Below are 24235 nucleotides of genomic sequence, written 5' to 3'. Positions count from 1 at the left end.
ACAAGGACAAACCAACACCAAGCGTGATATAATGTCTAATCGTCCTTTCTAATCAAAATCGATAAATAGGATTTATCGATCGGGAGTATGCTTCCAATGACGGACTTCCGCTCGATCGAAACGTTCCTCTGGGTCGTCAAGCTCGGCAGCTTCCGCGGCGCCGCCCAGCGGCTCAACACGACCCAGCCGGCGATCTCCCAGCGCATCGCCCAACTCGAGCGCGAGATGGGCGTCAAGCTGTTGAACCGCGATCACCGGGTGGCGTCGCCGACGCCGAGCGGACGGCTGATGATGACCTACGCCGAGAAGCTGATCGGCCTGCGTTCGGAGATGATGGCGGAGGTCGGCGACCGTTCGGCGATGCGCGGCGCACTGCGGCTCGGTGTCGCGGAGACCATCGTGCACACTTGGCTGCCGCGGCTGGTGAAGAGCGTCAACGAGATCTACCCGAATTTGTCGCTGGAGATCGAGGTCGACATCACGCCGAACCTGACCCCGCGACTGCTGGCGCAGGAGATCGAGCTCGCCTTCGTGCTCGGACCGGTCTCGGCATCGGGCGCGCACAACCATGTGCTGTGCGATTACCCGATCGGTTTCCTGGCGAGCCCCTCGCTCGGCCTCGGCTCCGGCCCGGTGGCGCGGCGGGATCTGGCGCGGTTTCCGATCATCACATTTCCGCGCAAGACCCAGCCTTATGAGACCGTGCGCGCGCTGTTCAACGCCCCTGACCTGCCGCCGATCCGGCTGCACGCCTCGACCTCGCTCGCGACCGTGATCCACATGGCCAATGAAGGCCTTGGCATTGCCGTCATTCCATCGGCGATCGTCGAGAACGAGCTCGCCGACGGCCGGTTGCAACTGCTCGATACCGACCTCAAGCTGCCGCCCCTCACCTTCACCGCAAGCTGGCTCGCTTCGCCCGATGCGGTCGCCATCGAGCGCGTCGCCCATCTCGCCAGGCAGATCGCGCAGGCGAGCGTAGCGGTTGACGCGATGGAAGCGGCGCGCCATTGAACGAGTGCCGGATAATCAAACGTCATTCCGGGATGGTCCGAACGACCAGACCCGGGATCTCGAGATTCCGGGTTCGATGCTGACGCATCGCCCCGGAAAGACAGCTGAAATGGACTGACGACATGAGCCGAGCGGCCACCAACCTGCAGATCGATTCCGCCCGCCTCTGGGGCACCATCCACGAAACCGCGCAGTTCGGTGCAACGCCAAAGGGCGGCGTGCGGCGGCTGACCCTCAGCGCCGAAGACAAGCAGGTGCGCGATTGGTTCCGCAAGGCGTGCGAGAACGCCGGCCTCGAGGTGCAGGTCGATGCGCTCGGCTCGATGTTCGGCTTGCGGAAAGGGCGGGATATGTCGAAGCCGCCGATCGGCGTCGGCTCGCATCTCGACACCCAGCCGACCGGCGGCAAATATGACGGCATCCTCGGCACGCTGGCCGCGCTCGAGATGGTGCGCACGCTCAACGATGCCGGCATCGAGACCGAGCTGCCGATCTGCATCTGCAACTGGACCAACGAGGAAGGCTCGCGCTTTGCGCCGGCGATGATGGCCTCGGCCGCTTACGTCGGCGATTTCACCACTGACGACATTCTGTCGCGCAAGGACGCCGAGGGCATCACGGTGGCGCAGGCGCTGGACTCGATCGGCTATCGTGGCGATGCCCCGGTCGGCCGCCAGAAGTTCACCAGCTTCGTCGAGCTGCATATCGAACAGGGCCCGATCCTGGAGGCCGAGGGCAAGACCATCGGCGTGGTCGATTCCGGCCAGGGCGTGTTGTGGTACGACGGCAAGATCACGGGCTTCGAGAGCCATGCCGGCTCCACCCCGATGCCGCTGCGCCGCGATGCGCTGGCGACGCTGTCGGAGATCGTGCTGGCGATGGAAAGCATTGCCAGGAAGCATGGCCCGAAGGCGGTCGGCACCATCGGCGAGGCCGTGATCGCAGCACCCTCGCGCAACGTCATTCCCGGCGAGATCGCCTTCACGGTGGATTGCCGCAGCGCCGACGCCGCGATCATGGACGCGCTGGATCGCGACCTCCGCGGAGCCGTCACCGAGATCGCTGCGCGGCGCAAGGTCGAGGTCCAGCTCGACCTGGTCTGGCGCAAGGCGCCGACGCATTTCGACCCGAAGCTGGTCGACACGGTGGAGAACGCGGCCCAGCAGCTCGGCTATTCGCACCGCCGCATCACCTCCGGCGCCGGCCACGACGCTTGCAACCTCAACACGGTGATGCCGGCGGCGATGGTGTTCGTGCCCTGCAAGGATGGCATCAGCCACAACGAGCTGGAAGACGCCACGCAGACCGATTGCGCCGCCGGCGCCAACGTCCTGATGCATACGGTGCTGGCGCTCGCCGGCGTCGCATCCTGATCACCCTTTCTTCCTTCGATGGAGGCTTTCGTGCGCGCAGTGTTTGTCGACGCCAATGAATCGCTCGCTGTCATCACCGAGCGACTGGAAAAACCCGGCGATCCCAGCATGCGGATCAACCGCAACCCGGACATCAAGCCGGAGGACTATCCTGCAGTGCTCGACGGCGCCGAGATCGCGGTCGTCGACCACACTGCGCTGCCCACCGACATTGCGAAAAAGTGCGCCGGCCTGAAGCATGTCGTGTTCCTCGGCACCGGCGCACGCAGCTACATGAATCCGGAAGAGCTCGCCGAGCTCGGCATCTCCGTGCATCTGATCAAGGGCTATGGCGACACTGCGGTGGCGGAATCCGCGATCGCGCTGATGTGGTCATCGGCACGGGTGATCGCACAGATGGACCGCGAGATGCGCGCCGGCAACTGGCTGCGCGAGGACGGCATGCAGCTCACCGGCAAGACGCTCGGCCTGGTCGGCTTCGGCGGCATCGCCGCCGAGGTCGCCCGCATCGCGCTCGGCAGCGGCATGAAGGTGATCGCCTGGAACCGGTCGCCGAAGAGCCATCCGGGCGTCGAATTCACCGAACTCGACACGGTGCTGGCCAACAGCGACGTGGTTTCGCTCCATCTGCTCTTGAACGACGACACCCGTGGGATGATCACGCGTGACAAGATCGCCAAGATGAAGAAGGGCGTGGTGCTGATCAACACCGCGCGCGGCGCGATCGTCGATGAGCAGGCGATGATCGATGCGCTCAACTCCGGCCACATCCGCCACGCCGGCCTCGATGTCTACAACATCGAGCCGCTGCCGAAGGATCACCCGCTGACGAAGATTCCGAATGTGACGCTGTCGGCGCATTCCGCCTTCCGCACGCCCGAGGCGAGCGAGAATTTGATCCACGCGGCGTGGGAGCATTGCCGACGGATCGTGAGGGGGTAATCATCGGCGTCGTCCCGGCCAAGCGAAGCGCGAGCCGGGACCCATAACCACCGTTCCAAATTGTCACGAAGGCTGGGGCCACAGCGAGCCCCAACAACAAGACCCTGTGGTTATGCGTCCCTGCTTTCGCAGGGACGACAGCACGGGGTCGGGCGACGAGCCACCCACTCCCACAAGGCGGGAGGGTACAGCGCAGCCTACTCCACCATCTCCGCCACCGCCTTGCCGCAGGCCGTAGTGTCGGCATTGCCGCCGAGGTCGCGGGTGCGCAGCGTGCGTTCGCCGAGCGTGCGCTCGATCGCACCGACGATGGCACTAGCTGCCTGCTTCTCGCCGAGGTGCTCCAGCATCATCGCGCCCGACCAGATCATGCCGATCGGGTTGGCAATGCCCTGCCCGGCAATGTCAGGCGCCGAGCCGTGTACCGGCTCGAACACCGAGGGGAAATCGCCCTCCGGATTGATGTTGCCCGACGGCGCGATGCCGATCGTGCCGGTGCAGGCCGGGCCGAGGTCGGACAGGATGTCCCCGAACAGATTGGAGCCGACCACGACGTCGAACCAGTCCGGATGCAGCACGAAGTTCGCGGTGAGAATGTCGATGTGGTACTTGTCCCACTTCACGCCGGGATACTTCTTGGCCATCGCCTCCACGCGCTCGTCCCAATAGGGCATGGTGATGGAGATGCCGTTCGACTTGGTCGCCGAGGTCAGGTGCTTCTTCGGCCGCGACTGCGCGAGGTCGAACGCGAATTTCAGGATGCGGTCGACGCCAATGCGGGTCATCACGGTCTGCTGGGTGACGAATTCGCGGTCGGTATCCGGGAACATGCGGCCGCCGACGGAGGAGTATTCACCCTCGGTGTTCTCGCGCACCACCCAGAAATCGATGTCGCCGGGCTTGCGGCCCGCCAGCGGCGACGGCACCCCGGGCATCAGCCGCACCGGGCGCAAATTGACGTACTGGTCGAACTCGCGGCGGAATTTTATGAGCGAACCCCACAACGAGATATGGTCAGGTATTTTCGCCGGCCAGCCGACCGCACCAAAGTAGATCGCGTCGTGCTTGCCGATCTGGTCCTTCCAGTCGGCCGGCATCATCTCGCCGTGCTTCTCGTAATAGTCGTAGGAGGCGAAGTCGAAATGGTCGAACTTCACGTCGACGCCGTGCTTCTTCGCCGCCGCCTCGATGACGCGCAGGCCCTCCGGCATCACTTCCTTGCCGATGCCGTCACCGGGAATGACCGCAATTCGATACTGCTTTTTTGCGCTGCTCATCGAGAACACCCTTGTGATTTGCGCGGCCGGCAATGCCGCCTATCCTGATGGTCCTGCAATGGACCAAACTTCGCGCCAGCGCAACGCTGCAATGCAGTGTTGACCGCGGCGCGACCCTGCCCCACCAATTTCGCGGACATCCCACTCCTCATACCAAAGCGAGACATCCCATGGATCTGCATCTGCGCGGCAAGCGTGTCCTGATCACCGGCGCCTCCAAGGGCATTGGCGCGGCCGCCGCCGAAGCCTTTGCCGAGGAAGGCGCCAATCTGCTGCTCGCCGCCCGCAACGGCGAGCAATTGAAGGCGCTCGCCGAACGGCTGCGCTCCGCGCATCAGATCGATGCGGCGATCAGCGTCGTCGACCTGCGCAAATCCGAAGATCTGGCGCGATTGGCAAAAGAGGCCGCCGATATCGACATCCTCGTCAACAATGCCGGCGACATCCCGGGCGGCTCGATCGACAAGATCGACGAGGCGACCTGGCGGCACGCCTGGGAGCTCAAGGTGTTCGGCTATGTCAATTTGACGCGTGCGATCTATGCCCAGATGAAGGCGCGTGGCGGCGGCGTGATCGTCAACGACATCGGCGCGGCCGGCGAGAAGTTCGACGCCAATTACATCTGCGGCAGCGCCGGCAATGCGGCACTGATGTCGTTTACCCGCGCGCTCGGCGGCAAGAGCCTCGCCGACAACATCCGGGTCGTCGGCATCAACCCCGGCCCTGTCGGCACCGACCGCCACGTCACGCTGCTCAAGACCCGCGCCAAGAACCAGTTCGGCGACGAGAACCGCTACAAGGAATTCCAGAAGGGCCTGCCCCTCGGCCGCCCCGCGCATGCGCGCGAGATCGGCGACCTGATGGCGTTCCTGGCGTCCGATCGCGCAGGCTATACGTCGGGCGTGATCTACACGGTGGATGGCGGGCTGACGTCGGGGTGGGGGTAGGCCTTGCCACTTATTTGACGTCATCCTGAGGAGCCGCGCCTTGCGCGGCGTCTCGAAGGATGGGCCACGGGCTGCGTCATCCTTCGAGGCTCGCTTCGCTCGCACCTCAGGATGACGCCGTCCGGTCGAACAACTGCCGGATCAGCGTGGTGATGCGGCCCTGCGGCGCCAGCATCTGGTTCATGATCGAGAAGTGGTCGGCGCCGCCGATCTCCTCATAGGTCACCGGCAAGCCGTAGCGGGCGCGATGGCCGGCGAAATCGGCGGTCTGCTTGCGCAGCAGCGGCAGTTCGGCGCTGCCGACCACGAGCGACAGCGGCTTTGCCGTGCCGCCTTGCTGCATCATGGGCGAATTGCGCCGTGAGGCGGCTTCGTCGAGCCTGAGCTTCTCGTTGAGGTAGGAATGCCTGATCGGCTCGAGGTCATAGATGCCCGAGATCGCCATGCCGGCCCGGACATGGGCGTTCGACAACGCCATCGATGTCAGATGGCCGCCCGCCGACCAGCCCGACACGACGATGCCTTCGGCAACGGCACCGAGCGCGGGCAATTGCCCGGCAAGACAATCGATGCCTGCGTGAATCTCGGCGACGATGTCATCGAGCGTCGCATCCGGCGCCAGCGTGTAGCCGATCAGGGCCACATTGATGCCGTGCGCCAGCGGCCCCTCGGCAAAGATCGTGAACACCTCCTTGGCGCGGGTCTGCCAATAGCCGCCGTGGACGAACAGCAACGTCGCGCGCCATCGCGGGCTTTGAGGAAATCGATCCGGTTGCGCTCACGCGGACCGTATCGGAGGTCGAGATGGTCGGGATGCTTCTGCCGCAGCGCCGCGGAGCGCTGCTCCCAGCCGGCGGCGATCTCGGCGCTGCCCTTGACGGCAACACCATTGTTCAAGCCGAGGTCCCGCTCCTGCTGGCTCATCGCGCGCCAGTCCAGCGCGGAAAACAACGCTGCCATCCCTGCCCCTTCGGTTCTCGTCGCATTGCCACGACGGCAGGAAATGTTCTACAGCACAAGCAAACGGAAGACATAGGAGCAACGGCGCATGGCTGATCAGGGCTTGGTGAAGGAAACGGCGTGTGCCGTCGTCGAGAAACTGAAAGCCGGCGACGTCACGCCGCTCGATCTGCTCGACGTGCTGGAAAAGCGCATCGCCGAGGTCGACGGCAAGGTCAACGCGCTGCCGACGCTCTGCTTCGATCGCGCCCGCACCCACGCCAAGGCCCTGATGCAGAAGCCGGCCAGCGAGCGCGGCCTGCTCGCGGGTCTTCCCGTCCCGATCAAGGACCTCACCGCCGTCTCCGGCGTGCTGACCACGCTGGGCTCGCCGATCTTCAAGGACAACATCCCCGCGAAGTCGGACATCCTGGTCGAGCGCCTCGAACAGAAAGGCGGCGTGATCTACGCCAAGTCGAACACCCCGGAATTCGGCGCCGGCGCCAACACCTTCAACGAGGTGTTCGGTCCGACACGCAATCCCTGGGATACATCGCGCTCAGCCGCCGGCTCCTCCGGCGGCGCCGCGGCGGCACTCGCCAGCGGCACCGCGTGGCTCGCCCACGGCTCCGACATGGGCGGCAGCTTGCGTAACCCGGCGAGCTTCTGCGGCGTCGTAGGCCTCCGGCCGTCGATCGGCCGGGTCGCACACACGCCGAAATTCGGGGTCGACCGCACGCTCGGCGTGCAGGGACCGATGGCGCGCAATGTCGAGGACCTCGCGCTGCTGCTCGACGCGATGAGCGGCGAGCATGCTGCCGATCCGCTGTCGCTGCCGGTGCTGCCGACCTCGTTCCTGTCTGCGGCGCGCTCGAACCAGAAGCCGAAGCGCATCGCCTATTCGCCCGATCTCGGCATCACGCCCGTCGATCCCGAGGTCAAGGCCGTGACCCGCAAGGCCGCGGAGCGGTTCGCGGAAGCCGGCGCGATCGTCGAGGAGGCGCATCCCGACTTCCGCGAGGCCCATGAATGCTTCCACGTGCTGCGCGCGTTCGATTTCGCGATCAGCAAGGCCGAATTGCTGCGCACCAAGCGCGACCTGCTCAAGCCCGAAGTGATCTGGAACATCGAGGAAGGGCTGAAGCTCACCGTCGAAAAGCTCGAGCGCGCCGAGGCGCAGCGTGTGGCGATGACCGCGCGTGCGCTCGAATTCTTCGAGAGATACGACCTGCTGCTGGCGCCCGCGACCATCGTGCCGCCATTCCCGGTCGAGAACCGCTATGTCGCCGAATGCGACGGCAAGACATTCGACAATTACGTCGAATGGCTCGGCATCGTCTATGCGATCACGCTGGCCTGCTGTCCGGCGCTGTCGCTGCCCTGCGGCTTCACGGCGTCGGGCCTGCCGGTCGGCCTGCAGATGGTCGCCAAGCCGCGCGCCGAGGCGCAGCTTCTCGCCGGCGCGAAAGTGCTGGAGGACATTCTGGGCGTGCGCGGCACCACCCCGATCGATCCGCGGCCGCCGAGATAAAGCGTCCTACGCCTTTTCCTCCGTCGCATGCAGCGCGACGGTGAGCGCGAGCTTGGTCTGCTCGACGATCTCGTCCATCAGTTCCTCGCGGCTGATCTGGCCGACCTCGCCGGTGAGCAGGCCCTGCTCGGCGAGCATCACGATGCCGTGCAGCCCGGCCCAGATCTTCAGCGCCTGCCGCTCGCGCAACAGCCCGACGGCCGGCGCCTCGAACGACTCGATCAACAGCGCCAGCGTTTCCATCGCCGCGACGTGCAGTTCGCTGCCGACAGGCGCGCAGGCCATGGTTCTGGACGCGAACATCAGCCGGTAGATGCCGTGGCGCTCGAGCCCGAAGGCCAGCGCAGCCTGGGCGAAGCGCGACAGTTTCGAGCCCTTGCCGGGCTGCTCGATCGCCTCGCGCATGATCACATTGAACTGCCGGAATGCTTCCGCGGTCACCGCCTCCAGCAACGCCTCGCGGTCGGCGAAATGCCGGTACGGCGCCGGCTGCGAGACGCCGAGTTGCCTGGCCAGCGCCTTGATGCTGATCGCTTCGGGGCCACCGAGTTCGACCTCGCGTAACGCCGCCTGAATCAGGGCTTCGCGAAGGTCGCCATGGTGGTAGGTTTTCAACGGCTTACGAACGATTTGTCCCATTGCGGCAATGATCGCTGAATTTTCGCTTGACGCGCAAGCACGACGATAATGTAATATACTATAACTTGGTGATCCGGTTAAGAGGCCGGCCGCCCAAGCAAGCTGGAACTTGCATAAACTAAAATGAGGAACCCGGCGCGCCCTACCTGTGCGCCAGAGCCGAGGGAGAGTGCTTGCATGTCCAAGCTCAAAATCCGCGTCGACCAGGACAAGTGCCAGGGTCACGCCCGCTGCAAATCGCTCGCCCCTGAACTGTTCGAGCTCGACGAATATGGCAACGCCCATGAAGTCGGCGACGGGACCGTTCCGGCCGGGCTCGAGGACAAGGCCTGGCTCGCGCAAACCAACTGCCCGGAAATCGCGATCGAAGTCACCGAGGAATAGCGGCCAGCAGGGATGGCTGCGTGGCCTCCCGTTGAGCCGGCCAGCGTTTTGATCGAACGAGAAGGAAACGAGCTGATGTCCGATTCCCCGTCCGCAACCTATCTGCCCGAACATCCCCCGGTCACCGACTGGGTCCATGATTTCGACCATACCGATCCGGTCTGGACCGACGACCCGTTTCCGATCTGGGAGACGCTGCGCGCGGCCTCGCCGGTCGTGCATACCGAGCGCTTCCTCGGCTGCTACATGCCGACCACCTATCAGGCGGTGAAGGAGATCGCCTACGACACCGAGCATTTCTCCTCGCGCCGCGTCATCGTGCGCGACGTCCGCCCCGAGATCTCCGCCCGCGCGCCGCCGATCACCTCCGATCCGCCGGAGCACAAGCCCGCCAAGCAGGTGCTGCTGCCGCCCTTCACGCCGGACGCGATGAAGCGGCTGGAGCCGCGCGTGCGCGCGATCTGCAACGAGCTGATCGACGAATTCATCGCCGATGGCCATTGCGACGCCGCGGCGCGCTACACCAAGCACATCCCGGTGCGCGCCATCGCGCACATGCTGGGAATCCCCGAGAAGGACGGCGACCTCTTCATCAAGTGGATCCACCAGATCCTCGAGCTCGGCATCAAGGACGAGAACGAGATGATGAGCGGCGTGCGCGAGATGACCGGCTACTTCATGGCCCATCTCGAGCAGCGCAAGCTTGAGCCGGGCGACGATCTGATCTCGCAGCTGCTGCGGGCCAAGGGCCCCGGCGGCCAGCCGCTGACCGACGAGCACGTGCTCGGCTCGCTGCGCCTGCTTTTGATCGCCGGCATCGACACCACCTGGAGCGCGCTCGGCTCCTCGCTCTGGCACCTCGCCAAGACGCCCGCCGATCGCGAGCGCCTGGTCGCGGAGCCGGCGCTGATCCCGACCGCGATCGAGGAATTCCTGCGCGCCTATTCGCCGGTGACGATGGCGCGCGAGGTGATGAAGGAGACCACGATCTCCGGCTGCCCGGTCAAGGCCGGCAACATGGTGCTGCTGTCCTTCCCCGCGGCGAATCGCGACCCCGCCATGTTCCCCGATGCGGACAAGGTCGTGATCGACCGCAAGGAAAACCGCCACGCCGCCTTCGGCCTCGGCATCCACCGCTGCGTCGGTTCCAACCTGGCCCGGATGGAGATGCAGGTGGCGATCGAGGAATGGCTGAAGCGGATTCCGGATTTCCGCCTCGACCCGGCCGGCAAGGTCACCTGGTCGGAAGGCACGGTGCGCGGCCCGCGTCAACTGCCCGTTCTGTTCAGCAAGAACGCCTGAGGAACAGGACAGCAGTTACATCGCCCCACGCAAATGAGATAGGTTGCCCCGGAATCGCGCCAGAGAATCCGGGGAGGCCTGCCAATGTCCGAACAAACCGCTCAATCCGCGAGCGACCATCTCGACATCCGTGACGTCGAGCGGCGGGTCAAGGCGATCTTCATCGGCTCGGTCGGCAATCTCGTCGAATGGTACGATTTCTACGCCTACACCGCGTTCGCACTGTATTTCGCGCCGGCGTTCTTCCCGCACAGCGATCCGGTGGTGCAGCAGCTCAATGCGGCCGTGCTGTTTGCCGCGACTTTCCTGATGCGCCCGCTCGGCGGCTGGCTGTTCGGCTACATCGCCGACCGCTATGGCCGACGATTGTCGCTGACACTTTCGGTGGTCTGCATGTGCTTCGGCTCGCTGATCATCGCGGTGACGCCGACCTATGCCACCATCGGCATTGCCGCACCGGCGATCCTGGCACTCGCCCGCATCATCGAGGGCCTGAGCCTCGGCGGCGAGTATGGCGCCAGCGCCACCTATCTCAGCGAGGTCGCCGACGCCAAGCATCGCGGCTTCTATTCGAGCTTCCAGTACGTCACGCTGATCGGCGGCCAGCTCACCGCGATCATCGTGCTGCTGTTGCTGCAAAAGGTGTTCCTGACGCCGGACGAACTGAAGGCCTGGGGCTGGCGGATTCCGTTCGTGATCGGCGCCATGCTCGCGATCTTCGCAGCGGTGATGCGGCGCGGCCTGCACGAAACCGAGGCGTTCGAGGAGGCCAAGAAGGTCTCCAAGCCGACCGGCTCGATCGTCGGCCTCCTGAACTACCCGCGCGAATTGCTGCTGGTGGTCGGCCTCACGGCCGGCGGCACCGCGGCGTTCTATACTTTCACCACCTACATGCAGACTTTCGTGAAACTGTCGGTCGGCCTCACCGAGGACCAGACCACCTTCGTGATCTTCGGCTCGCTGATCTTCGCGACCTTCCTGCAGCCGATCTACGGCGCGCTGTCGGACCGTATCGGCCGCAAGCCGCTCTTGATCTTCTTCGGCGTCGTCGGCACGCTGGCGACGATCCCGATCCTGACCGCCCTGAAGGAGACCAAGTCGCCCTTCATCGCCTTCCTTCTGATCTGCAGCGCCTGGATCTTCGTCGCCGGCTACACCTCGATCAATGCGATCGTGAAGGCCGAGCTGTTCCCGACCAATGTCCGTGCGCTCGGCGTCGGCCTGCCCTACGCCATCACGGTGTCGATCTTCGGCGGCACCGCGCCTGCGGTCGCGCTCTATTTCAAGAGCATCGGGCATGAGGACTGGTTCTACTATTATCTCAGCGGCATGATTTTCCTGTCGCTCTTGATCTACTCGACCATGCGCGACACCAAGCACGACTCCGCGATGCATCGCCACGAATGATTGGCGCAACACCGATGACCGACGACGCCGAGCCACCCGAGAGCAAGCTGACGCGCAGCAAGCAGCGCTGGGCGCGCGAGGGCAAATTCCTCACCGGCAAGGTCACAAGGCCGGAGGAGCAGCGCCTGCCGCCGGGCCAGCATCTGACGGCGGACTGGCCGGTGCTCGATCTCGGGCTGATGCCGAACGTCACGCGAGAACGCTGGCGGCTCGACGTCTACGGTGCGGTCGAGCAGACGATCTACTGGACCTGGCCGCAATTCATGGCGCAGCCGCAGACGCAGTTTGTTTCCGACATTCACTGCGTCACGACCTGGTCGCGCTATGACAACCAGTGGCAAGGGCTTGCCACCCGCGACCTGCTCGCTGCCTGCAGGCCGCGCGAGGATGCGCGCTTCGTCGTGCTGCAATCCTATGACGGCTATACGACGAACCTGCCGCTCGAGGATTTTGCCGCCGAGGACGCGCTGCTCGCCCATAGCTGGTCCGGCACGCCGCTCGAGCAGGAGCACGGCGGCCCGGTGCGGCTGGTGGTGCCGCATCTTTATTTCTGGAAGAGCGCAAAATGGCTGCAGCGCATCGAGTTCTTGACCGCAGATGCGCCGGGCTTCTGGGAGGTCCGCGGCTACCACAATCGCGGTGATCCCTGGGCCGAACAGCGCTATTCTGGCGACTGACTTTCCTCACCTCTCCCATGGGGAGAGGTCGGCGCGAAGCGCCGGGTGAGGGGGCGCGGTCCCTGGATGGAGCGTAACCCCTCACCCGAATTTCTCGCTATGCTCGAAATTCGACCTCTCCCTATGGGAGAGGTTTAGAACCATCCGGAGCAAAAGATGCCGCACGAACGCTTTCAATTCACCGGTGTGGGCGGCCATCAGCTTGCCGCCGCGCTTGATACGCCCGACGGCCCGATCAAGGCCTATGCGCTGTTCGCGCACTGCTTCACCTGCGGCAAGGACGTGCTGGCGGCCAAGCGCATCGCGGTCGCGCTCGCAGCCAAGGGCATCGCCACGCTGCGCTTCGACTTCACCGGCCTCGGCTCCAGCGAAGGCGATTTCGCCAATTCGACGTTCTCGTCGAACGTCGCCGATCTCGTCCGCGCCGCCGACCATCTGCGCGAGACACGCGAGGCGCCCGCGATCCTGATCGGCCACAGCCTCGGCGGCGCCGCGATCCTCGCGGCCGCCGGCCAGATTCCCGAGGCGAAGGCGGTGGCCACCATCGCCGCGCCGTCTGATCCCGTCCATGTCACGCATTTCTTCAAGGACCGGATCGAGGACATCCGCGCGCAGGGTGAAGGCGAAGTGTCGCTCGCCGGCCGGCCCTTCCGCATCAAGCGCGAATTCCTCGACGACGTCGCCGAGCAGAATTTGATGACGCAGGTAAAGCAGCTGCACAAGGCGTTGCTGGTCATGCACTCGCCGACCGACGACACCGTCGGCATCGACAACGCCACCAATATCTTCATTGCGGCCAAGCATCCCAAGAGCTTCGTCTCGCTTGCGGGCGCGGATCATCTCCTGAGCGGCAAGCAGGATGCCGCCTATGTCGCCGACGTGATCGGCGCCTGGGCCGAACGCTACGTCGATCTGGCACCGCAGCCGGTGGCCGACACCGGCAGCGCGCCGCGCAACGTCGTGGTGCAGGAGACCCGCGCCAGCAAATTCCAGCAGACCGTCACGACGGGTCCGCATCGCATGCTGGCCGACGAACCGGTTGCCGTCGGCGGCCAGGATTCCGGCCCCGGGCCTTACGATTTCCTGCTCACAGGTCTCGGCGCCTGCACTTCGATGACGATGCGGATGTATGCCGATCGCAAGTCGCTGCCGGTCGATCGCATCACCGTAACGCTCCAGCACAACAAGATCTATGCCAAGGATTGCGAGGAGTGCGAGACGCACGAGGGCATGCTCGACCAGATCGACCGTGTGATCAGGATCGAAGGCGACCTCGACGCCGACCAGCGCAGGCGGCTGATGGAGATCGCCGACAAGTGCCCGGTGCACAAGACGCTGACGTCGGAGGTGCGGATCGTCACCAAGGCGGCGGAGTGAGCCTGCGACGCAGCGAGACGGGCCGAGCCGAAGCAGCATGCCAGCTGCATCCCCTCCCGCTTGCGCGGCCGTCGCAGGGGCGCGCTGAAAAATATCGAAAACAACCCCATGCAAAGTAGCCGGCGGCCGCCGGCGTTCGACTAGGCAACTTGACACGTCGGGCAACTCAGGGACATTATTCCAATATTCCGAAATCGTGCGAGCGCCCCTCTACCCGCGCGCCGGGCGCTTGCCGGTCAGGCAATTCGCCATGATGCGGACCGCGGCGCCGATCTCATTCTCGCGCCAGGCGGCGAAGCCGAGCAGCAGGCCGTGGTCGTGCGGCCGCTCCAGCGCAAGGCTCGACAGCGCGCGCACCTCGACCCCGGCCGCGACCAGCCGCGTCACGGCGCTCTGGTCCGCGGCGCCATCCCTGAAACGCGCGATCAACTGCATGCCGCCCGGCGGGATCTCGGCCGTTAGCACCGGCTCGAGGTGCCGTGTCAGCGCCGCCGCGAGGTGGTCACGGCGCGCGCGATAGATCCGCCGCATCCGCCTGACATGCGCCAGGAAGTGCCCGTCGGCCATGAAGCCGGCCAGCGCCTCCTGGACGTGCACGGAGGCGATCAGACCGAGATGGCGCTGCGCGATCTCCATCGTCCGCGCCAGTTGTGGCGGCACCACCAGATAGCCGATGCGGATATCGGCGGTCATCGCCTTGGCGAAGGTGCCGAGATAGAGCACGCGTCCCTCGCGATCGAGCCCTTGCAGGGCCGGCATCGGACGGCTGTCATAGTGAAACTCGCCGTCGTAATCGTCCTCGACGATCCAGGTGATGCCGGGCTCGGCCGCCGCCAACAGCTCGGTGCGGCGCGCAACCGGCATCACCCGCCCGGTCGGGTGCTGATGCGACGGCGTCGTGAAGATCAGCTTCGGCGCGCGCGCCTCGCGCGTCCGCATCATGCCCCATTGATCGAGCCTGACACCGACGACGGCGGCGCCGGCGGCGCGAAATGCCGCCGCGGCGCCGGGATAGCCGGGATCCTCGGTCCACACCGCATCACCGGCAACGATGGTGGTGGCGGCGATCAGCGTCAGCGCCGCCTGCGCCGTCGGCAGGATCAGGATCTGATCGGCCTCGGCGCGCACGCCGCGGCTGATTTCGAGGTAGTCGCGTAAGGCTTCGCGCAGGCTCGGCCGGTTGATCACGGTCTGGTCGTTGAAGCGGCGGCGCAATGCGCTGCGGCGCAGGCAGCGCGCCCAGATCTCGTGCGGAAACTCGCGCGCATCCGCTAGTCCAGGACGGAGCGGCCGGAAGCCGGCCTGGTAGGACAGCGGCCAATCCGTGTCGGAGAGCTGCAGGGCCCAGGGCGACAGCAGCGGCTTGCGGGCGGCATCGCCCCGCGGGGCCGGCACCGCCCTGGCGAAGCGCGCCTCGATATCGTCTGACACCACCGGCCGCCGCCGCGCGGCGACGCGCAGATACCCTTCGGCCGCGAGCTGATCATAGGCATGCGTCACCGTGTTGCGCGACACGTCGAGCTCGGCCGCAAGCGTGCGGCTCGACGGCAGCACGGCCCCGCTCCTGATCCGGCCGCTCGCCATCAGCGCGCGCAGCTGCTGCGTCAGCTGCGTGGTCAGCCCGGCATCATCGGCACGCTTCAGCGCGAGCAATTCGGCGAGGATCAATCTGGCTCCTCTTATCTGTCAAATCTGGCTCTTTCGATAGAGCCAGTCCGATCCTATTCACAAGCGATATCGCCTGCAAGGATGCCGCCCGTGAACCCATCGCTCTCCTCCGCCAAAGCCGCCGCCTTGTTCATCGTCGTGGTGCTGGCCTGGGGCATCAACTGGTCGGTGACGAAATCGCTGGTCGAGGCAGTGCCGCCGCTGTGGACCGCATCGATCCGCAGCTGGGTCGCCCTGATCGCCCTGCTGGTGATCCTGCGCGCCAGCGGCAATTTGATCATTCCGCGGATCGCCGATGTCCCGGTCGTACTCAGCGTCGCGCTCTTGCACATGACGTTCTTCTCGACCCTGGTCGCCGCCGGCCTGCGCTATCTGCCGGCCAGCAAGGGCGTCGTGCTCGGCTACACCACGCCGCTGTGGGTCGCGCTGGTCGCGGGCGCGGCGCGCACCGAACGGCTCGGCGCGCTGAAGCTCGTCGGGGTCGCATTGGGACTCGCCGGCCTCTGCGTGATCCTTAACCCGGCATCGCTCGACTGGAGCAATTTGCATGTCATCGCCGGCGCCGGCATGATCATCATCGCCGCGATCTGCTGGGCCGCGAACATCATCTATATCCGCTCGCACCGCTGGATCGCGACGCCGCTGCAGCTGTTGCTGTGGCAGGTGCTGGTCGCGACGGTGGTGCTGACCACGACGGCGCTGGTCACCGAAGGCGTGCCCGCGGTGAAATGGTCGCCGCACCTCGTGCTGCTGTTCCTCTATTCCGGCTTCATCGGCACGGCGCTGGCCTATTGGGCGATGTCGATGGTCAACAAGAGCCTGTCGGCACCACCGCGACGCCGATCGTCGGCATCGTGACCGCGGCGCTGCTGCTCGGCGAACCGATCGACCTCTCGCTGGCGGTTGCCGCGGCCTTGATCGTCGGCGGGATTGGGCTGAGTTCGCTCGCGGATGCGCCGTCGCGGGCCTGAAGCGGGATGAGTCTTGGTTGAATCGGCTTGCGGCGGTTTCGTTTCACCTCTCCCCGTCGGGGAGGTCGGATTGCGAAGCAATCCGGGTGAGGGCTCTTGCTCTCTCGATAGACCGTAACCCCTCACCCGATTTGCTGCGCAAATCGACCTCTCCCAAGGGAGAGGTGATCCTTCGACGCCGTTCCAGCTCAACCTAATCTCATCGCGCTTTGGAGCATGATCCGGAAAAGTGTGAAGCAGTTTTCACGCGCGACAACGCGGAACGCGTTTGCGCGGAGATTATGCTCCAAGAAAGTCAAGCCGTCGCGAGCGGCCTGACCCGCAGCGCGCCGCGCAGGCCGGCGCCGGTCCCGAGCATGATGCCGGCGATTGCGATGAAGGACGACAGCGACAGCGTCGACAAGCCGGTCAGCCCCTGCCCGACCGAGCAGCCGAACGCCATCACGCCGCCCGCGCCCATCAGCGCGGCGCCGCCTGCCGAACGCAGCATGTGCTGCGGCGACCGATAGCCTTCGAGCTGGAAGCGCCCGGTGGCGATCGCCGTGACCAGGCTGCCGGCAAACACGCCGAACACGGTGACGATACCGAAATTGAGCGTCGAGCCGGTCGACAGCATCACATATTGCAGGGCGTCGGCGATCGGCGCGATGAAGGTGAGCGACGTCACCGGTACCGGATTGAAATCATCGGCGCCGAGATAGCCGGTCGCGTACCAGCCTCCCGCCACCAGCACGCCGACGATCAGGCCGGCCGCGATCTGGCCCGGCGACTTGCGGAACGGTGCATGGGCAAAGGCGAAAATGATCAGGACGGCTGACAGCACCGAGGCCGCCACCATCCGCGCCGGCACCGCGCCGAGGCCGATGCTTGCCAACAGCGCCGGCGCCGAATTGGCTGACACCGTGGCCTGCGAAGCCTGCACCATCGCGATCCGCAGTGGCGCGATCAGGCCCTTCAGCGTCATCTCGGCAAAGATGCCGAGCACGATCACGACCACGAAGGAACGCAGATTGCCGCGCCCGAGCAGCACCAGCGCCCGCGAGCCGCAGCCGTTCGACAGCACCATGCCGTAGCCGAACAAGAGCCCGCCGAGGAACATCACCGGCGCCGAGAACGACGGTTGCAGATAGATCGACTTGCCGAGATCGACGAGGCCCGCCGCCGCCAGCAGCTGCGAGGCCGCGATCGCAACGCCCGTCGCCAGTGCGTAGGTGCGCACCAACCGTCCATCGCCGTCCGCCCACCAGCCGCGCAGGCCGCTCATCATGCAGAAGCCGCTGACGAGCCCGACCGAGCCATAGATCAGGCCGATGATCAGGGCGGCGAGGATGACGATCGTGGCGGGGTCCATGACAATCCTTCAATTGCCTTCGCCATTGCGGGCGAAGGGAAAAGCGCGCCGCAAGGCGCGCGGATCGTGGCGGCCAGGTGGTCTCAGGCCATGACTAGTCGACTGGCCGATCAATTCAAGGGGCTTGTTGCGGGAGGCCTGCTCAGAGCTTCGGTGGCGGGGCCGTGCCCAGGATCGCTTCGATCGACAGGCCGAGGCCGAGCAGCCTGGCATCGCTGCCGACCGGACCGTCGAGCTCCAGCCCGACCGGCAGGCCATCGGGCGTCATGCCGGCATAGAGCGACAGCCCGGGAAGGCCGGCATTGCTGCCGGGATCGGTGTTGCGGATCATGGTGCCGAAGGTCGGCACCGGCTCGCCGCCATTGACCGACATGTCGCCGGACCCGGTCTTCTCGTCGATCACAGGCGCAGGCGCGATCGTGGTCGGAAACAGGATGGCATCCAGTTTGTTGTCCCTGAGATACGCCGCATAGATCGCCTGCAACGCCGGCCGCTGCACCTTGATCGCATCATCATAGGCGGCACCAAAGGCGTCCGCGGTGATGGCACCGAAAGCGCCGACCACGTCGGGGCTGGCGACGCCGGCCGCGATGTCGGACAGCGTGATCCCTTCGATCCCGGAGGCGGCCAGCCAGGCCGGGATATCGGCGATCGGTTCATGCAGCGCGACCACGAACGACACCTTGCCGTTCTGCTCGAACAGGTCAGGCATATCGACATCGACCAGCAGCGCGCCCGCCGCCATAAGCCGGGCGCCGGCTGCGCGGGCAACGGCCTCGACATCGCGATCGAGGCCGCTCCAGAAACAGGCGGGAATGCCGAGACGCACGCCGCGTAGCGGAATGCTCGTTGCGAGCGGCGTGCCTGTGATCACGGCATCGAGCAGCGCGACGTCGGCGACCGTGCGTCCCATCGGGCCGACGGTATCGCGCGTATGGCTGATCGGAACCACCTGGTTGTCGTCGTGGTAGCGCCGCTCGGCGCCGCCATTGCCGACCGAAGGCCTGAGGCCCACGGTCCCGGTCAGCGCCGCGGGCACGCGGGTCGAGCCGCCGGTGTCCGACCCGAGGCCAGAGGTAGTGATACGTGCGGCGATCGCCGCCGATGTTCCGCCCGACGAGCCGCCCGGGATCCGGGTCGTGTCGTAGGGATTCCGCACTGGTCCCGCGAACGGCGCGAGATTGGTGCTGGTGATGCCGAAGGCGAGCTCGTGCAGATTGGTCTTGCCGATGACCACAGCACCGGCATCGAGCAGCTTTTGCAGCGACGGCGCATTGCGCGCAGGCCGCGCGTGTTGCAGCGCCGGGGTGCCGCCCGATGTCGGCAGGTCTGATGTGTTGATGTTGTCCTTCACGACGATCGGAAGCCCGGCCAGCACGCCGGTGCGCGTGCCGGCATCGACCTGGCGCGCCGCCGCCAGCGCACCGTCGCGATTCAGCACGATGAAGGCGTTGAGATGCTTGAGCCGCTCCGCACGATCGAGCGCCGCCTCGACGACGCTGACCGCCGTCACCTTCCCGTCGCGGATATCAGCCACGATCTCGGCTGCGGTTGCTTCATTGGTATCGGCCATGGAAACCCCGCGCCCTCCAGCATTGCGGGCGAGAGGCTATTCTTTCGGCCGCTTGTCGTAAACACGTTTCGCCTTGCCGAGCGAACGTTCCAGCGTCTCGGGGGCGACGACGCGAACGCGGGTGGAGATGCCGATCGTGTTCTTGATGAAGGCCGAGACCTTCTCGGCGTGCGCGGTCAGCCCCTCGCCGTCCCAGCTCTCGGGCCGGGCTTCGGCGAGCACCGTCATCTCGTCCATGCGGCCTTCGCGGGTCAGCTCAATGACGAAATGGCCGCCGCACCAGTCGGTCGCCAGCAGCGCTTCCTCGATCTGGGTCGGGAACACGTTGACGCCGCGCAGGATGATCATGTCGTCGGAGCGGCCGGTCACCTTCTCCATCCGCCGCATGCCGGGCCGCGCCGTGCCGGGCAACAGCCGCGTCAGGTCGCGGGTGCGGTAGCGGATGATCGGGAAGCCTTCCTTTGTGAGCGAGGTGAACACCAGTTCGCCCTTCTCGCCGTCGGGCAGCACCTTGCCGGTCAGGGGATCGATCACCTCGGGATAGAAGTGGTCTTCCCAGATGTGCAGGCCGTCCTTGGTCTCCACGCATTCCTGCGCGACGCCCGGGCCGATCACCTCCGACAGGCCGTAGATATCTGTCGCATCCATGTCGAAGGCCTGCTCGATCTCGACGCGCATCGCGTTGGTCCACGGCTCGGCGCCGAAGATGCCGAACTTCAGCGACGACTTGCGCGGGTCGAGCCCCTGCCGCTTGAACTCGTCGAGGATCGCCAGCATGTAGCTCGGCGTCACCGTGATGATGTCGGGCCGGAAATCATTGATGAGCTGCACCTGCCGCTCGGTCATGCCGCCGGAGATCGGGATCACGGTGCAGCCGAGCCGCTCGGCGCCGTAATGCGCGCCGAGACCGCCGGTGAACAAGCCATAGCCATAGGCATTGTGCATCAGCATGCCGGTGCGGCCGCCGGCGGCGCGGATCGAGCGCGCCATCACGTCCGCCCAGGTGTCGATGTCTCCTTTGGTGTAGCCGACCACGATCGGTTTGCCTGTTGTCCCCGAGGAGCCATGGACCCGCACCAGCTGTTCGCGCGGCACCGCGAACATGTTGAAGGGATAATTGTCGCGCAAATCCGTCTTCACCGTGAAGGGAAATTTTGCGAGATCTGCAAGTTGCTTGAAAGCGGACGGGTGCACGCCGGCGGCGTCGAACGCCTTCCTGTAGTGCGCGACATTGTCATAGGCATGCTTGAGTGACCAGGCGAGCCGCCTGGTCTGTAGCGCCATGATCTCGTCGCGCGAGGCGCGTTCGGCCGCATCGAGCTCGGCGTGATAACCGCCGTCCTTGACCTTGAGCTTTGCCGTTGCCATCGACGTTTCCCCTGAAGCCTTATGCCTTGATGTCCGTGTCCGGCAGCCAGCTGCCGGGTATCACGCGCGAATGTCCGCGGAATTCGGCGATCACGCCGTCGCCGGCGGTGACGCGCACGTCGTAGATTCCCGAACGGCCGCTGCGCGAAATCTCGCGCGCGGTGGCCACCAGACGATCGCCGAGCTTGCCGGGCCGGATGAATGTGACGTTGCCCTGCGCCGCCACCGCGCGATCGTTGCGGCTGTTGCAGGCAAAGGCGAAGGCTGAGTCAGCGAGCGCGAAGATGTAGCCGCCATGGCAGATGCGCTGGCCATTGACCATGTGCGGCAGCACCGTCATCGCCATCACTGCCTGCCCCGGCTTGATCTCGACGAGCTCCATGCCGAGACCCTTGCTGGCGTCGTCTTCCTTCCACATCGCATCCGCGCAGGCGCGGGCCAAATCTTCCTGCGTCATGTCCTCGGGCGATAGCGTGGCCTTCACGTTCACGTCGAACTCCCTGTGCGCGGGCCCGTTGCCACGGGCCTCTTGGTGTTAAATCGGTGTTGGGCGCGACACCGGGGGTGTCAACGCTCGCTTCGTCATTCCGGGATGCGCCGTAAGGCGCAGGCCTCAGATGCGCACTGCGCATCGGGGAATCCATACTCACGATGGTGGTTATGGATTCCGGGCTCATCGCTTCGCGATGCCCCGGAATGACAATTACACATGATCATAATCCACCACGACCTTGCCGGAACACGGCTTGGCCTGGCAGGTGAGGATGAACCCCGCCTTCAGCTCCCACGGCTCCAGCGAATAGTTCAGATCCATCGGCGCCTCGCCTTCGACGAGCTTGGCGCGGCAGGTCGAGCACATGCCGCCCTTGCAGGCGAACGGCAGGTCCATGCCGGCGCGCAGCGCGGCGTCGAGGATCGACTCGCCGTCGGCCACCGGCACCTCGCGGCGCTTGCCGTCGATGATCAGTCCGGCGATCGCCTTCGGCGGTGCGCCGGCGGCAACGATGAGTTTCGGACGCGGCTTGCCGCCGAATTCCGACACGAAACGCTCGACATGGATGCGCTCGCCGGCGATGCCGATCTCGCGGCAGGTCGCCTCGATCGTCTCGCTCATGGCGGCCGGGCCGCAGACGAAGACATGATCGACGGTCGCGGCCGGCACCAGCGAGCGCAGCAGCACCCGCACCTTCTCGCCATCGAGCCGGCCGTGCAGGATCGGGATGTCCTGCTCCTCGCCCGAGATGACGTGGAACACCGAGAGCCGCTGCATGAAGCGGTCCTTCAACTCCTCCAGCGCCTCGCGGAACAACATGCCCTCGGTGGAGCGGTTGCCGTAGAACAGGAAGAAGCGGCTGTCCGGCTCGCGCGCCAGCACGCCCTTGATGATCGAGAGGATCGGCGTGATGCCGCTGCCGGCGGCGAAGCCGACATAAGTCCGTGCCTCGCCGGGCGCATGGACGACACCGAAACGGCCGGTCGGCGTCATCACGTCGAGCTCATCACCGGTCTTCAGCTCGTCGGCGGCCCAGTTCGAGAATGCGCCGCCATCGACCTTCTTCACCGCGATGCGCAATTCGCCATCGTCGGGGCCGGAGCAGATCGAGTAGGAACGGCGGACTTCCTCGCCGTCCATCGTGGTACGCAGCGTCAGATACTGGCCCGGCGTGAAGCGGTAGTCGCCTTGCAGATCGTCAGGGATCGCAAAGGTCATCGAGATGGCATCCGACGCCTCGCGGCGCAGGTCGCTGACGGACAGACGGTGGAATCGTGGGGTCGACATGGTCAATGACACTTGAAGTAGTCGAAGGGTTCACGGCAGCTCTTGCAACGCCACAGCGCCTTGCAGGCGGTCGAGCCGAATTCGGACAGCAACTCGGTATCATCAGAGCCACATTGCGGGCACGCTACCTGTTGCTCGCCGAACAGCGCGCGGCGCGAGGAGCCCGGCAGCGGCGGCGCGATGCCGTATTCTTTCAACTTGCGGCGGCCGTCCTCGCTCATCCAGTCGGTGGTCCAGGCCGGCGACAGCACCGTGCGAACCTTCGGCCGATGAATGCCCTCACGCTCCAGCGCGAGCTCGATCTCGAGCACGATCATGTTCATCGCCGGGCAGCCGGAATAGGTCGGCGTGATCGCGACCTCGACATGGCCGTCATGGACGGCGACATCGCGCAGCACGCCGAGATCGGCGATGGTGAGAACCGGGATTTCCGGATCGACCACCTGCGCAGCTGCGCTCCAGGCGCGCCGGCGCAGATCGGCGTCGCTGAGTGCCACAGTCACCATGTGGCCCCCGGGAAGGTGCGCTGCAGCGATTGCAGCTCGCTGAGCAGATGGCCGAGATGCTCGCTATGGCTGCCGACGCGGCCGCCCTGCTGCATCCAGTCGCTCTTCGGCAACGCCAGCGTCGCCTCGTTGATGATACCGGTCACGGTCCTGAGCCAGCGGGGGCGCAAAGCGGCAGGATCAATCGCAATGCCGGCGTCGATCAGGCCGCGCTCGCTGTCGTCGACCACAAACATCTCGCCGGTATAGGCCCAGAGGTCGTCGATCGCATCCTGCGCGCGGCGATGGCTCTCTTCGGTGCCGTCGCCGAGACGGACGATCCATTCCGACGAATGCCGCAAATGATAGGCGCTCTCCTTCTCCGACTTCGCCGCGATCGCGGCGAATGTCGGATCGGACGAGGCCATCATCGCGCGCCAGTAGAGATCGGCGAATGCCGCATAGAAGAACTGCCGCACCATGGTGCGGGCAAAGTCGCCGTTCGGCTGCTCGACCAGCAGCAGATTGCGGTACTGCCTCACGTCACGCAGATAGGCGAACTTGTCTTCGTCGTTATCCTTGCCTTCGACCTTGGCCGCGTAGGTGTAGAGCTCGCGGGCCTGGCCGAGCAGGTCGAGACCCATATTGGCGAGCGCCATGTCCTCTTCCATCGCCGGCGCATGGCCGCACCATTCGGACAGCCGATGGCCGAGGATCAGCGCATCGTCGGCGCGGCGCAGCGCGTAGAGCACCAGCGGCGTTTCGGAGACTTCGATATTGGCGGTTGCCATGTTCTCTATTCCACCTGCATCCACTTGCTCGACGTCATCCTGAGGAGCCTGCGCAGCAGGCGTCTCGAAGGATGGCCGCGGTTACGATCGGGGCGTCATGGTTCGAGACGGCGCTGCGCGCCTCCTCACCATGACGGGTGAAATTCACATATGTCCGACTTCGTCGGGCACGTCGTAGAAGGTCGGGTGGCGGTAGATCTTGGATTCCGCAGGCTCGAACATCATGCCCTTCTCTGTGGGATCGGACGCGGTGATCGCATTCGACGGCACCACCCAGATCGACAGCCCCTCGCCGCGGCGGGTGTAGATATCGCGCGCAGCCTGCAGGGCGAGCGTCGAGTCCGCCGCATGAAGCGAGCCGACATGCTTGTGTGCAAGGCCGTTGCGGCTGCGGATGAAGACTTCCCAGAGCGGAACGTTCGGCGTGGCCATGGCGGCG

At 65.5% G+C, this 24235-nt stretch carries 24 protein-coding genes; 12 read left to right on the top strand and 12 right to left on the bottom strand.

Translation table 11 applies throughout. The annotated features are described in order from the left end of the window. Positions 1 to 96 precede the first annotated feature (96 nt). From H8B02_RS01555 to H8B02_RS01545, 3 genes are all read left to right on the top strand, one after another. Positions 97 to 1014, top strand: coding sequence for a LysR family transcriptional regulator (locus tag H8B02_RS01555; protein WP_176532654.1), 918 nt, complete (start codon positions 97 to 99; stop codon positions 1012 to 1014). A 122-nt stretch (positions 1015 to 1136) separates the two neighbouring features. Next, complete coding sequence (locus H8B02_RS01550) at positions 1137 to 2387, top strand: Zn-dependent hydrolase (protein ID WP_229164387.1); 1251 nt, start codon at positions 1137 to 1139, stop codon at positions 2385 to 2387. Between the two features lie 30 nt (positions 2388 to 2417). After that, positions 2418 to 3329, top strand: coding sequence for an NAD(P)-dependent oxidoreductase (locus H8B02_RS01545; RefSeq protein ID WP_229164385.1), 912 nt, complete (start codon positions 2418 to 2420; stop codon positions 3327 to 3329). A gap of 197 nt (positions 3330 to 3526) precedes the next feature. Here the strand turns inward: H8B02_RS01545 and H8B02_RS01540 are convergent, their stop codons facing one another. Next, on the bottom strand, positions 3527 to 4606 hold the full coding sequence (locus tag H8B02_RS01540; RefSeq protein WP_229164384.1) for a tartrate dehydrogenase: 1080 nt from the start codon (positions 4604 to 4606) through the stop codon (positions 3527 to 3529). A 170-nt stretch (positions 4607 to 4776) separates the two neighbouring features. Between H8B02_RS01540 and H8B02_RS01535 the strand changes: the two genes are divergently transcribed. Next, positions 4777 to 5553, top strand: a complete 777-nt coding sequence (locus tag H8B02_RS01535; protein ID WP_229164382.1) for an SDR family oxidoreductase — start codon at positions 4777 to 4779, stop codon at positions 5551 to 5553. Between the two features lie 106 nt (positions 5554 to 5659). Here H8B02_RS01535 and H8B02_RS01530 read toward each other — a convergent pair whose 3' ends face one another. Next, positions 5660 to 6286 carry an alpha/beta hydrolase gene (locus tag H8B02_RS01530; protein WP_229164380.1) on the bottom strand — a complete coding sequence of 209 codons (627 nt, stop codon included), beginning with the start codon at positions 6284 to 6286 and terminating at the stop codon, positions 5660 to 5662. Positions 6287 to 6357: 71 nt separating this feature from the next. On the opposite strand from H8B02_RS01530, the gene H8B02_RS01525 reads away from it, so the two are divergent. Both H8B02_RS01525 and H8B02_RS01520 read left to right on the top strand, forming a co-directional pair. Continuing rightward, complete coding sequence (locus H8B02_RS01525; RefSeq protein ID WP_229164379.1) at positions 6358 to 6609, top strand: hypothetical protein; 252 nt, start codon at positions 6358 to 6360, stop codon at positions 6607 to 6609. Then, complete coding sequence (locus H8B02_RS01520) at positions 6602 to 8023, top strand: amidase (RefSeq protein ID WP_229164378.1); 1422 nt, start codon at positions 6602 to 6604, stop codon at positions 8021 to 8023. Before H8B02_RS01525 ends, H8B02_RS01520 begins: the two co-directional genes overlap by 8 nt. A gap of 6 nt (positions 8024 to 8029) precedes the next feature. Here the strand turns inward: H8B02_RS01520 and H8B02_RS01515 are convergent, their stop codons facing one another. Further along, a complete protein-coding gene (locus H8B02_RS01515) occupies positions 8030 to 8662 on the bottom strand; it encodes a TetR/AcrR family transcriptional regulator (RefSeq protein WP_092125037.1) in 633 nt (210 codons plus the stop codon). 177 nt (positions 8663 to 8839) lie between these two features. Here H8B02_RS01515 and H8B02_RS01510 point away from each other — a divergent pair, with 177 nt between their 5' ends. The 5 genes from H8B02_RS01510 (at position 8840) to H8B02_RS01490 (ending at position 13809) form a co-directional block, all read left to right on the top strand. Next, entirely contained in the window at positions 8840 to 9046 is a 207-nt protein-coding gene (locus H8B02_RS01510) for a ferredoxin (RefSeq protein ID WP_038387982.1), read from the top strand. Between the two features lie 75 nt (positions 9047 to 9121). Next, positions 9122 to 10348 (top strand): cytochrome P450, encoded by a 1227-nt coding sequence (locus tag H8B02_RS01505; protein WP_229164376.1) that lies wholly within the window; start codon positions 9122 to 9124, stop codon positions 10346 to 10348. A gap of 84 nt (positions 10349 to 10432) precedes the next feature. Next, positions 10433 to 11755 (top strand): MFS transporter, encoded by a 1323-nt coding sequence (locus tag H8B02_RS01500; protein ID WP_229164368.1) that lies wholly within the window; start codon positions 10433 to 10435, stop codon positions 11753 to 11755. A gap of 14 nt (positions 11756 to 11769) precedes the next feature. Next, positions 11770 to 12432 carry a sulfite oxidase-like oxidoreductase gene (locus tag H8B02_RS01495; protein ID WP_229164366.1) on the top strand — a complete coding sequence of 221 codons (663 nt, stop codon included), beginning with the start codon at positions 11770 to 11772 and terminating at the stop codon, positions 12430 to 12432. A 156-nt stretch (positions 12433 to 12588) separates the two neighbouring features. Continuing rightward, the gene (locus H8B02_RS01490; RefSeq protein WP_229164364.1) at positions 12589 to 13809 is read left to right on the top strand and encodes a bifunctional alpha/beta hydrolase/OsmC family protein; all 1221 of its coding nucleotides are present in this window, start codon (positions 12589 to 12591) and stop codon (positions 13807 to 13809) included. 210 nt (positions 13810 to 14019) lie between these two features. On the opposite strand, the gene pdxR is transcribed toward H8B02_RS01490, so the two are convergent. Continuing rightward, positions 14020 to 15474: a MocR-like pyridoxine biosynthesis transcription factor PdxR gene (pdxR, locus tag H8B02_RS01485; RefSeq protein ID WP_376711587.1), complete on the bottom strand. Its 1455-nt coding sequence runs from the start codon at positions 15472 to 15474 to the stop codon at positions 14020 to 14022. Between the two features lie 93 nt (positions 15475 to 15567). Between pdxR and H8B02_RS01480 the strand changes: the two genes are divergently transcribed. Further along, entirely contained in the window at positions 15568 to 16335 is a 768-nt protein-coding gene (locus tag H8B02_RS01480) for a DMT family transporter (RefSeq protein ID WP_229164361.1), read from the top strand. Positions 16336 to 16743: 408 nt separating this feature from the next. Here the strand turns inward: H8B02_RS01480 and H8B02_RS01475 are convergent, their stop codons facing one another. From H8B02_RS01475 to paaB, 8 genes are all read right to left on the bottom strand, one after another. Further along, positions 16744 to 17799 (bottom strand): YeeE/YedE family protein, encoded by a 1056-nt coding sequence (locus H8B02_RS01475; protein ID WP_229164359.1) that lies wholly within the window; start codon positions 17797 to 17799, stop codon positions 16744 to 16746. 142 nt (positions 17800 to 17941) lie between these two features. Continuing rightward, positions 17942 to 19372: an indoleacetamide hydrolase gene (gene iaaH, locus H8B02_RS01470; protein WP_229164357.1), complete on the bottom strand. Its 1431-nt coding sequence runs from the start codon at positions 19370 to 19372 to the stop codon at positions 17942 to 17944. A gap of 36 nt (positions 19373 to 19408) precedes the next feature. Then, positions 19409 to 20740 carry a phenylacetate--CoA ligase PaaK gene (gene paaK / locus H8B02_RS01465; RefSeq protein WP_229164356.1) on the bottom strand — a complete coding sequence of 444 codons (1332 nt, stop codon included), beginning with the start codon at positions 20738 to 20740 and terminating at the stop codon, positions 19409 to 19411. A gap of 19 nt (positions 20741 to 20759) precedes the next feature. After that, positions 20760 to 21230: a hydroxyphenylacetyl-CoA thioesterase PaaI gene (paaI, locus tag H8B02_RS01460; RefSeq protein ID WP_229164354.1), complete on the bottom strand. Its 471-nt coding sequence runs from the start codon at positions 21228 to 21230 to the stop codon at positions 20760 to 20762. A 213-nt stretch (positions 21231 to 21443) separates the two neighbouring features. Beyond that, complete coding sequence (gene paaE, locus H8B02_RS01455; RefSeq protein ID WP_229164352.1) at positions 21444 to 22520, bottom strand: 1,2-phenylacetyl-CoA epoxidase subunit PaaE; 1077 nt, start codon at positions 22518 to 22520, stop codon at positions 21444 to 21446. Between the two features lie 2 nt (positions 22521 to 22522). Then, positions 22523 to 23026, bottom strand: coding sequence for a 1,2-phenylacetyl-CoA epoxidase subunit PaaD (gene paaD, locus H8B02_RS01450; RefSeq protein WP_229164350.1), 504 nt, complete (start codon positions 23024 to 23026; stop codon positions 22523 to 22525). Then, complete coding sequence (gene paaC, locus H8B02_RS01445; RefSeq protein WP_229164349.1) at positions 23020 to 23796, bottom strand: 1,2-phenylacetyl-CoA epoxidase subunit PaaC; 777 nt, start codon at positions 23794 to 23796, stop codon at positions 23020 to 23022. The genes paaD and paaC overlap by 7 nt, the downstream gene beginning before the upstream one ends. A 144-nt stretch (positions 23797 to 23940) precedes the next feature. Continuing rightward, on the bottom strand, positions 23941 to 24228 hold the full coding sequence (gene paaB, locus H8B02_RS01440) for a 1,2-phenylacetyl-CoA epoxidase subunit PaaB (RefSeq protein WP_021076231.1): 288 nt from the start codon (positions 24226 to 24228) through the stop codon (positions 23941 to 23943). Between the last annotated feature and the right edge of the window lie 7 nt (positions 24229 to 24235).

Origin of the sequence: Bradyrhizobium altum (assembly GCF_020889705.1) — a bacterium.
GTDB lineage: Bacteria > Pseudomonadota > Alphaproteobacteria > Rhizobiales > Xanthobacteraceae > Bradyrhizobium > Bradyrhizobium altum.
Note: the sequence above shows the minus strand (reverse complement) of the source record. Positions and strands in the feature narration are given on the sequence as shown.

What these genes read in the sequence shown, in the direction of transcription:
- H8B02_RS01555 (WP_176532654.1), top strand. Translation starts at nt 97, where the DNA reads ATGACGGACTTCCGCTCGATCGAAACGTTCCTCTGGGTCGTCAAGCTC.
- H8B02_RS01550 (WP_229164387.1), top strand. Translation starts at nt 1,137, where the DNA reads ATGAGCCGAGCGGCCACCAACCTGCAGATCGATTCCGCCCGCCTCTGG.
- H8B02_RS01540 (WP_229164384.1), bottom strand. Translation starts at nt 4,606, where the DNA reads ATGAGCAGCGCAAAAAAGCAGTATCGAATTGCGGTCATTCCCGGTGAC.
- H8B02_RS01535 (WP_229164382.1), top strand. Translation starts at nt 4,777, where the DNA reads ATGGATCTGCATCTGCGCGGCAAGCGTGTCCTGATCACCGGCGCCTCC.
- H8B02_RS01525 (WP_229164379.1), top strand. Translation starts at nt 6,358, where the DNA reads ATGGTCGGGATGCTTCTGCCGCAGCGCCGCGGAGCGCTGCTCCCAGCC.
- H8B02_RS01520 (WP_229164378.1), top strand. Translation starts at nt 6,602, where the DNA reads ATGGCTGATCAGGGCTTGGTGAAGGAAACGGCGTGTGCCGTCGTCGAG.
- H8B02_RS01515 (WP_092125037.1), bottom strand. Translation starts at nt 8,662, where the DNA reads ATGGGACAAATCGTTCGTAAGCCGTTGAAAACCTACCACCATGGCGAC.
- H8B02_RS01510 (WP_038387982.1), top strand. Translation starts at nt 8,840, where the DNA reads ATGTCCAAGCTCAAAATCCGCGTCGACCAGGACAAGTGCCAGGGTCAC.
- H8B02_RS01505 (WP_229164376.1), top strand. Translation starts at nt 9,122, where the DNA reads ATGTCCGATTCCCCGTCCGCAACCTATCTGCCCGAACATCCCCCGGTC.
- H8B02_RS01500 (WP_229164368.1), top strand. Translation starts at nt 10,433, where the DNA reads ATGTCCGAACAAACCGCTCAATCCGCGAGCGACCATCTCGACATCCGT.
- H8B02_RS01495 (WP_229164366.1), top strand. Translation starts at nt 11,770, where the DNA reads ATGACCGACGACGCCGAGCCACCCGAGAGCAAGCTGACGCGCAGCAAG.
- H8B02_RS01490 (WP_229164364.1), top strand. Translation starts at nt 12,589, where the DNA reads ATGCCGCACGAACGCTTTCAATTCACCGGTGTGGGCGGCCATCAGCTT.
- H8B02_RS01475 (WP_229164359.1), bottom strand. Translation starts at nt 17,799, where the DNA reads ATGGACCCCGCCACGATCGTCATCCTCGCCGCCCTGATCATCGGCCTG.
- iaaH (WP_229164357.1), bottom strand. Translation starts at nt 19,372, where the DNA reads ATGGCCGATACCAATGAAGCAACCGCAGCCGAGATCGTGGCTGATATC.
- paaK (WP_229164356.1), bottom strand. Translation starts at nt 20,740, where the DNA reads ATGGCAACGGCAAAGCTCAAGGTCAAGGACGGCGGTTATCACGCCGAG.
- paaE (WP_229164352.1), bottom strand. Translation starts at nt 22,520, where the DNA reads ATGTCGACCCCACGATTCCACCGTCTGTCCGTCAGCGACCTGCGCCGC.
- paaD (WP_229164350.1), bottom strand. Translation starts at nt 23,026, where the DNA reads ATGGTGACTGTGGCACTCAGCGACGCCGATCTGCGCCGGCGCGCCTGG.
- paaC (WP_229164349.1), bottom strand. Translation starts at nt 23,796, where the DNA reads ATGGCAACCGCCAATATCGAAGTCTCCGAAACGCCGCTGGTGCTCTAC.
- paaB (WP_021076231.1), bottom strand. Translation starts at nt 24,228, where the DNA reads ATGGCCACGCCGAACGTTCCGCTCTGGGAAGTCTTCATCCGCAGCCGC.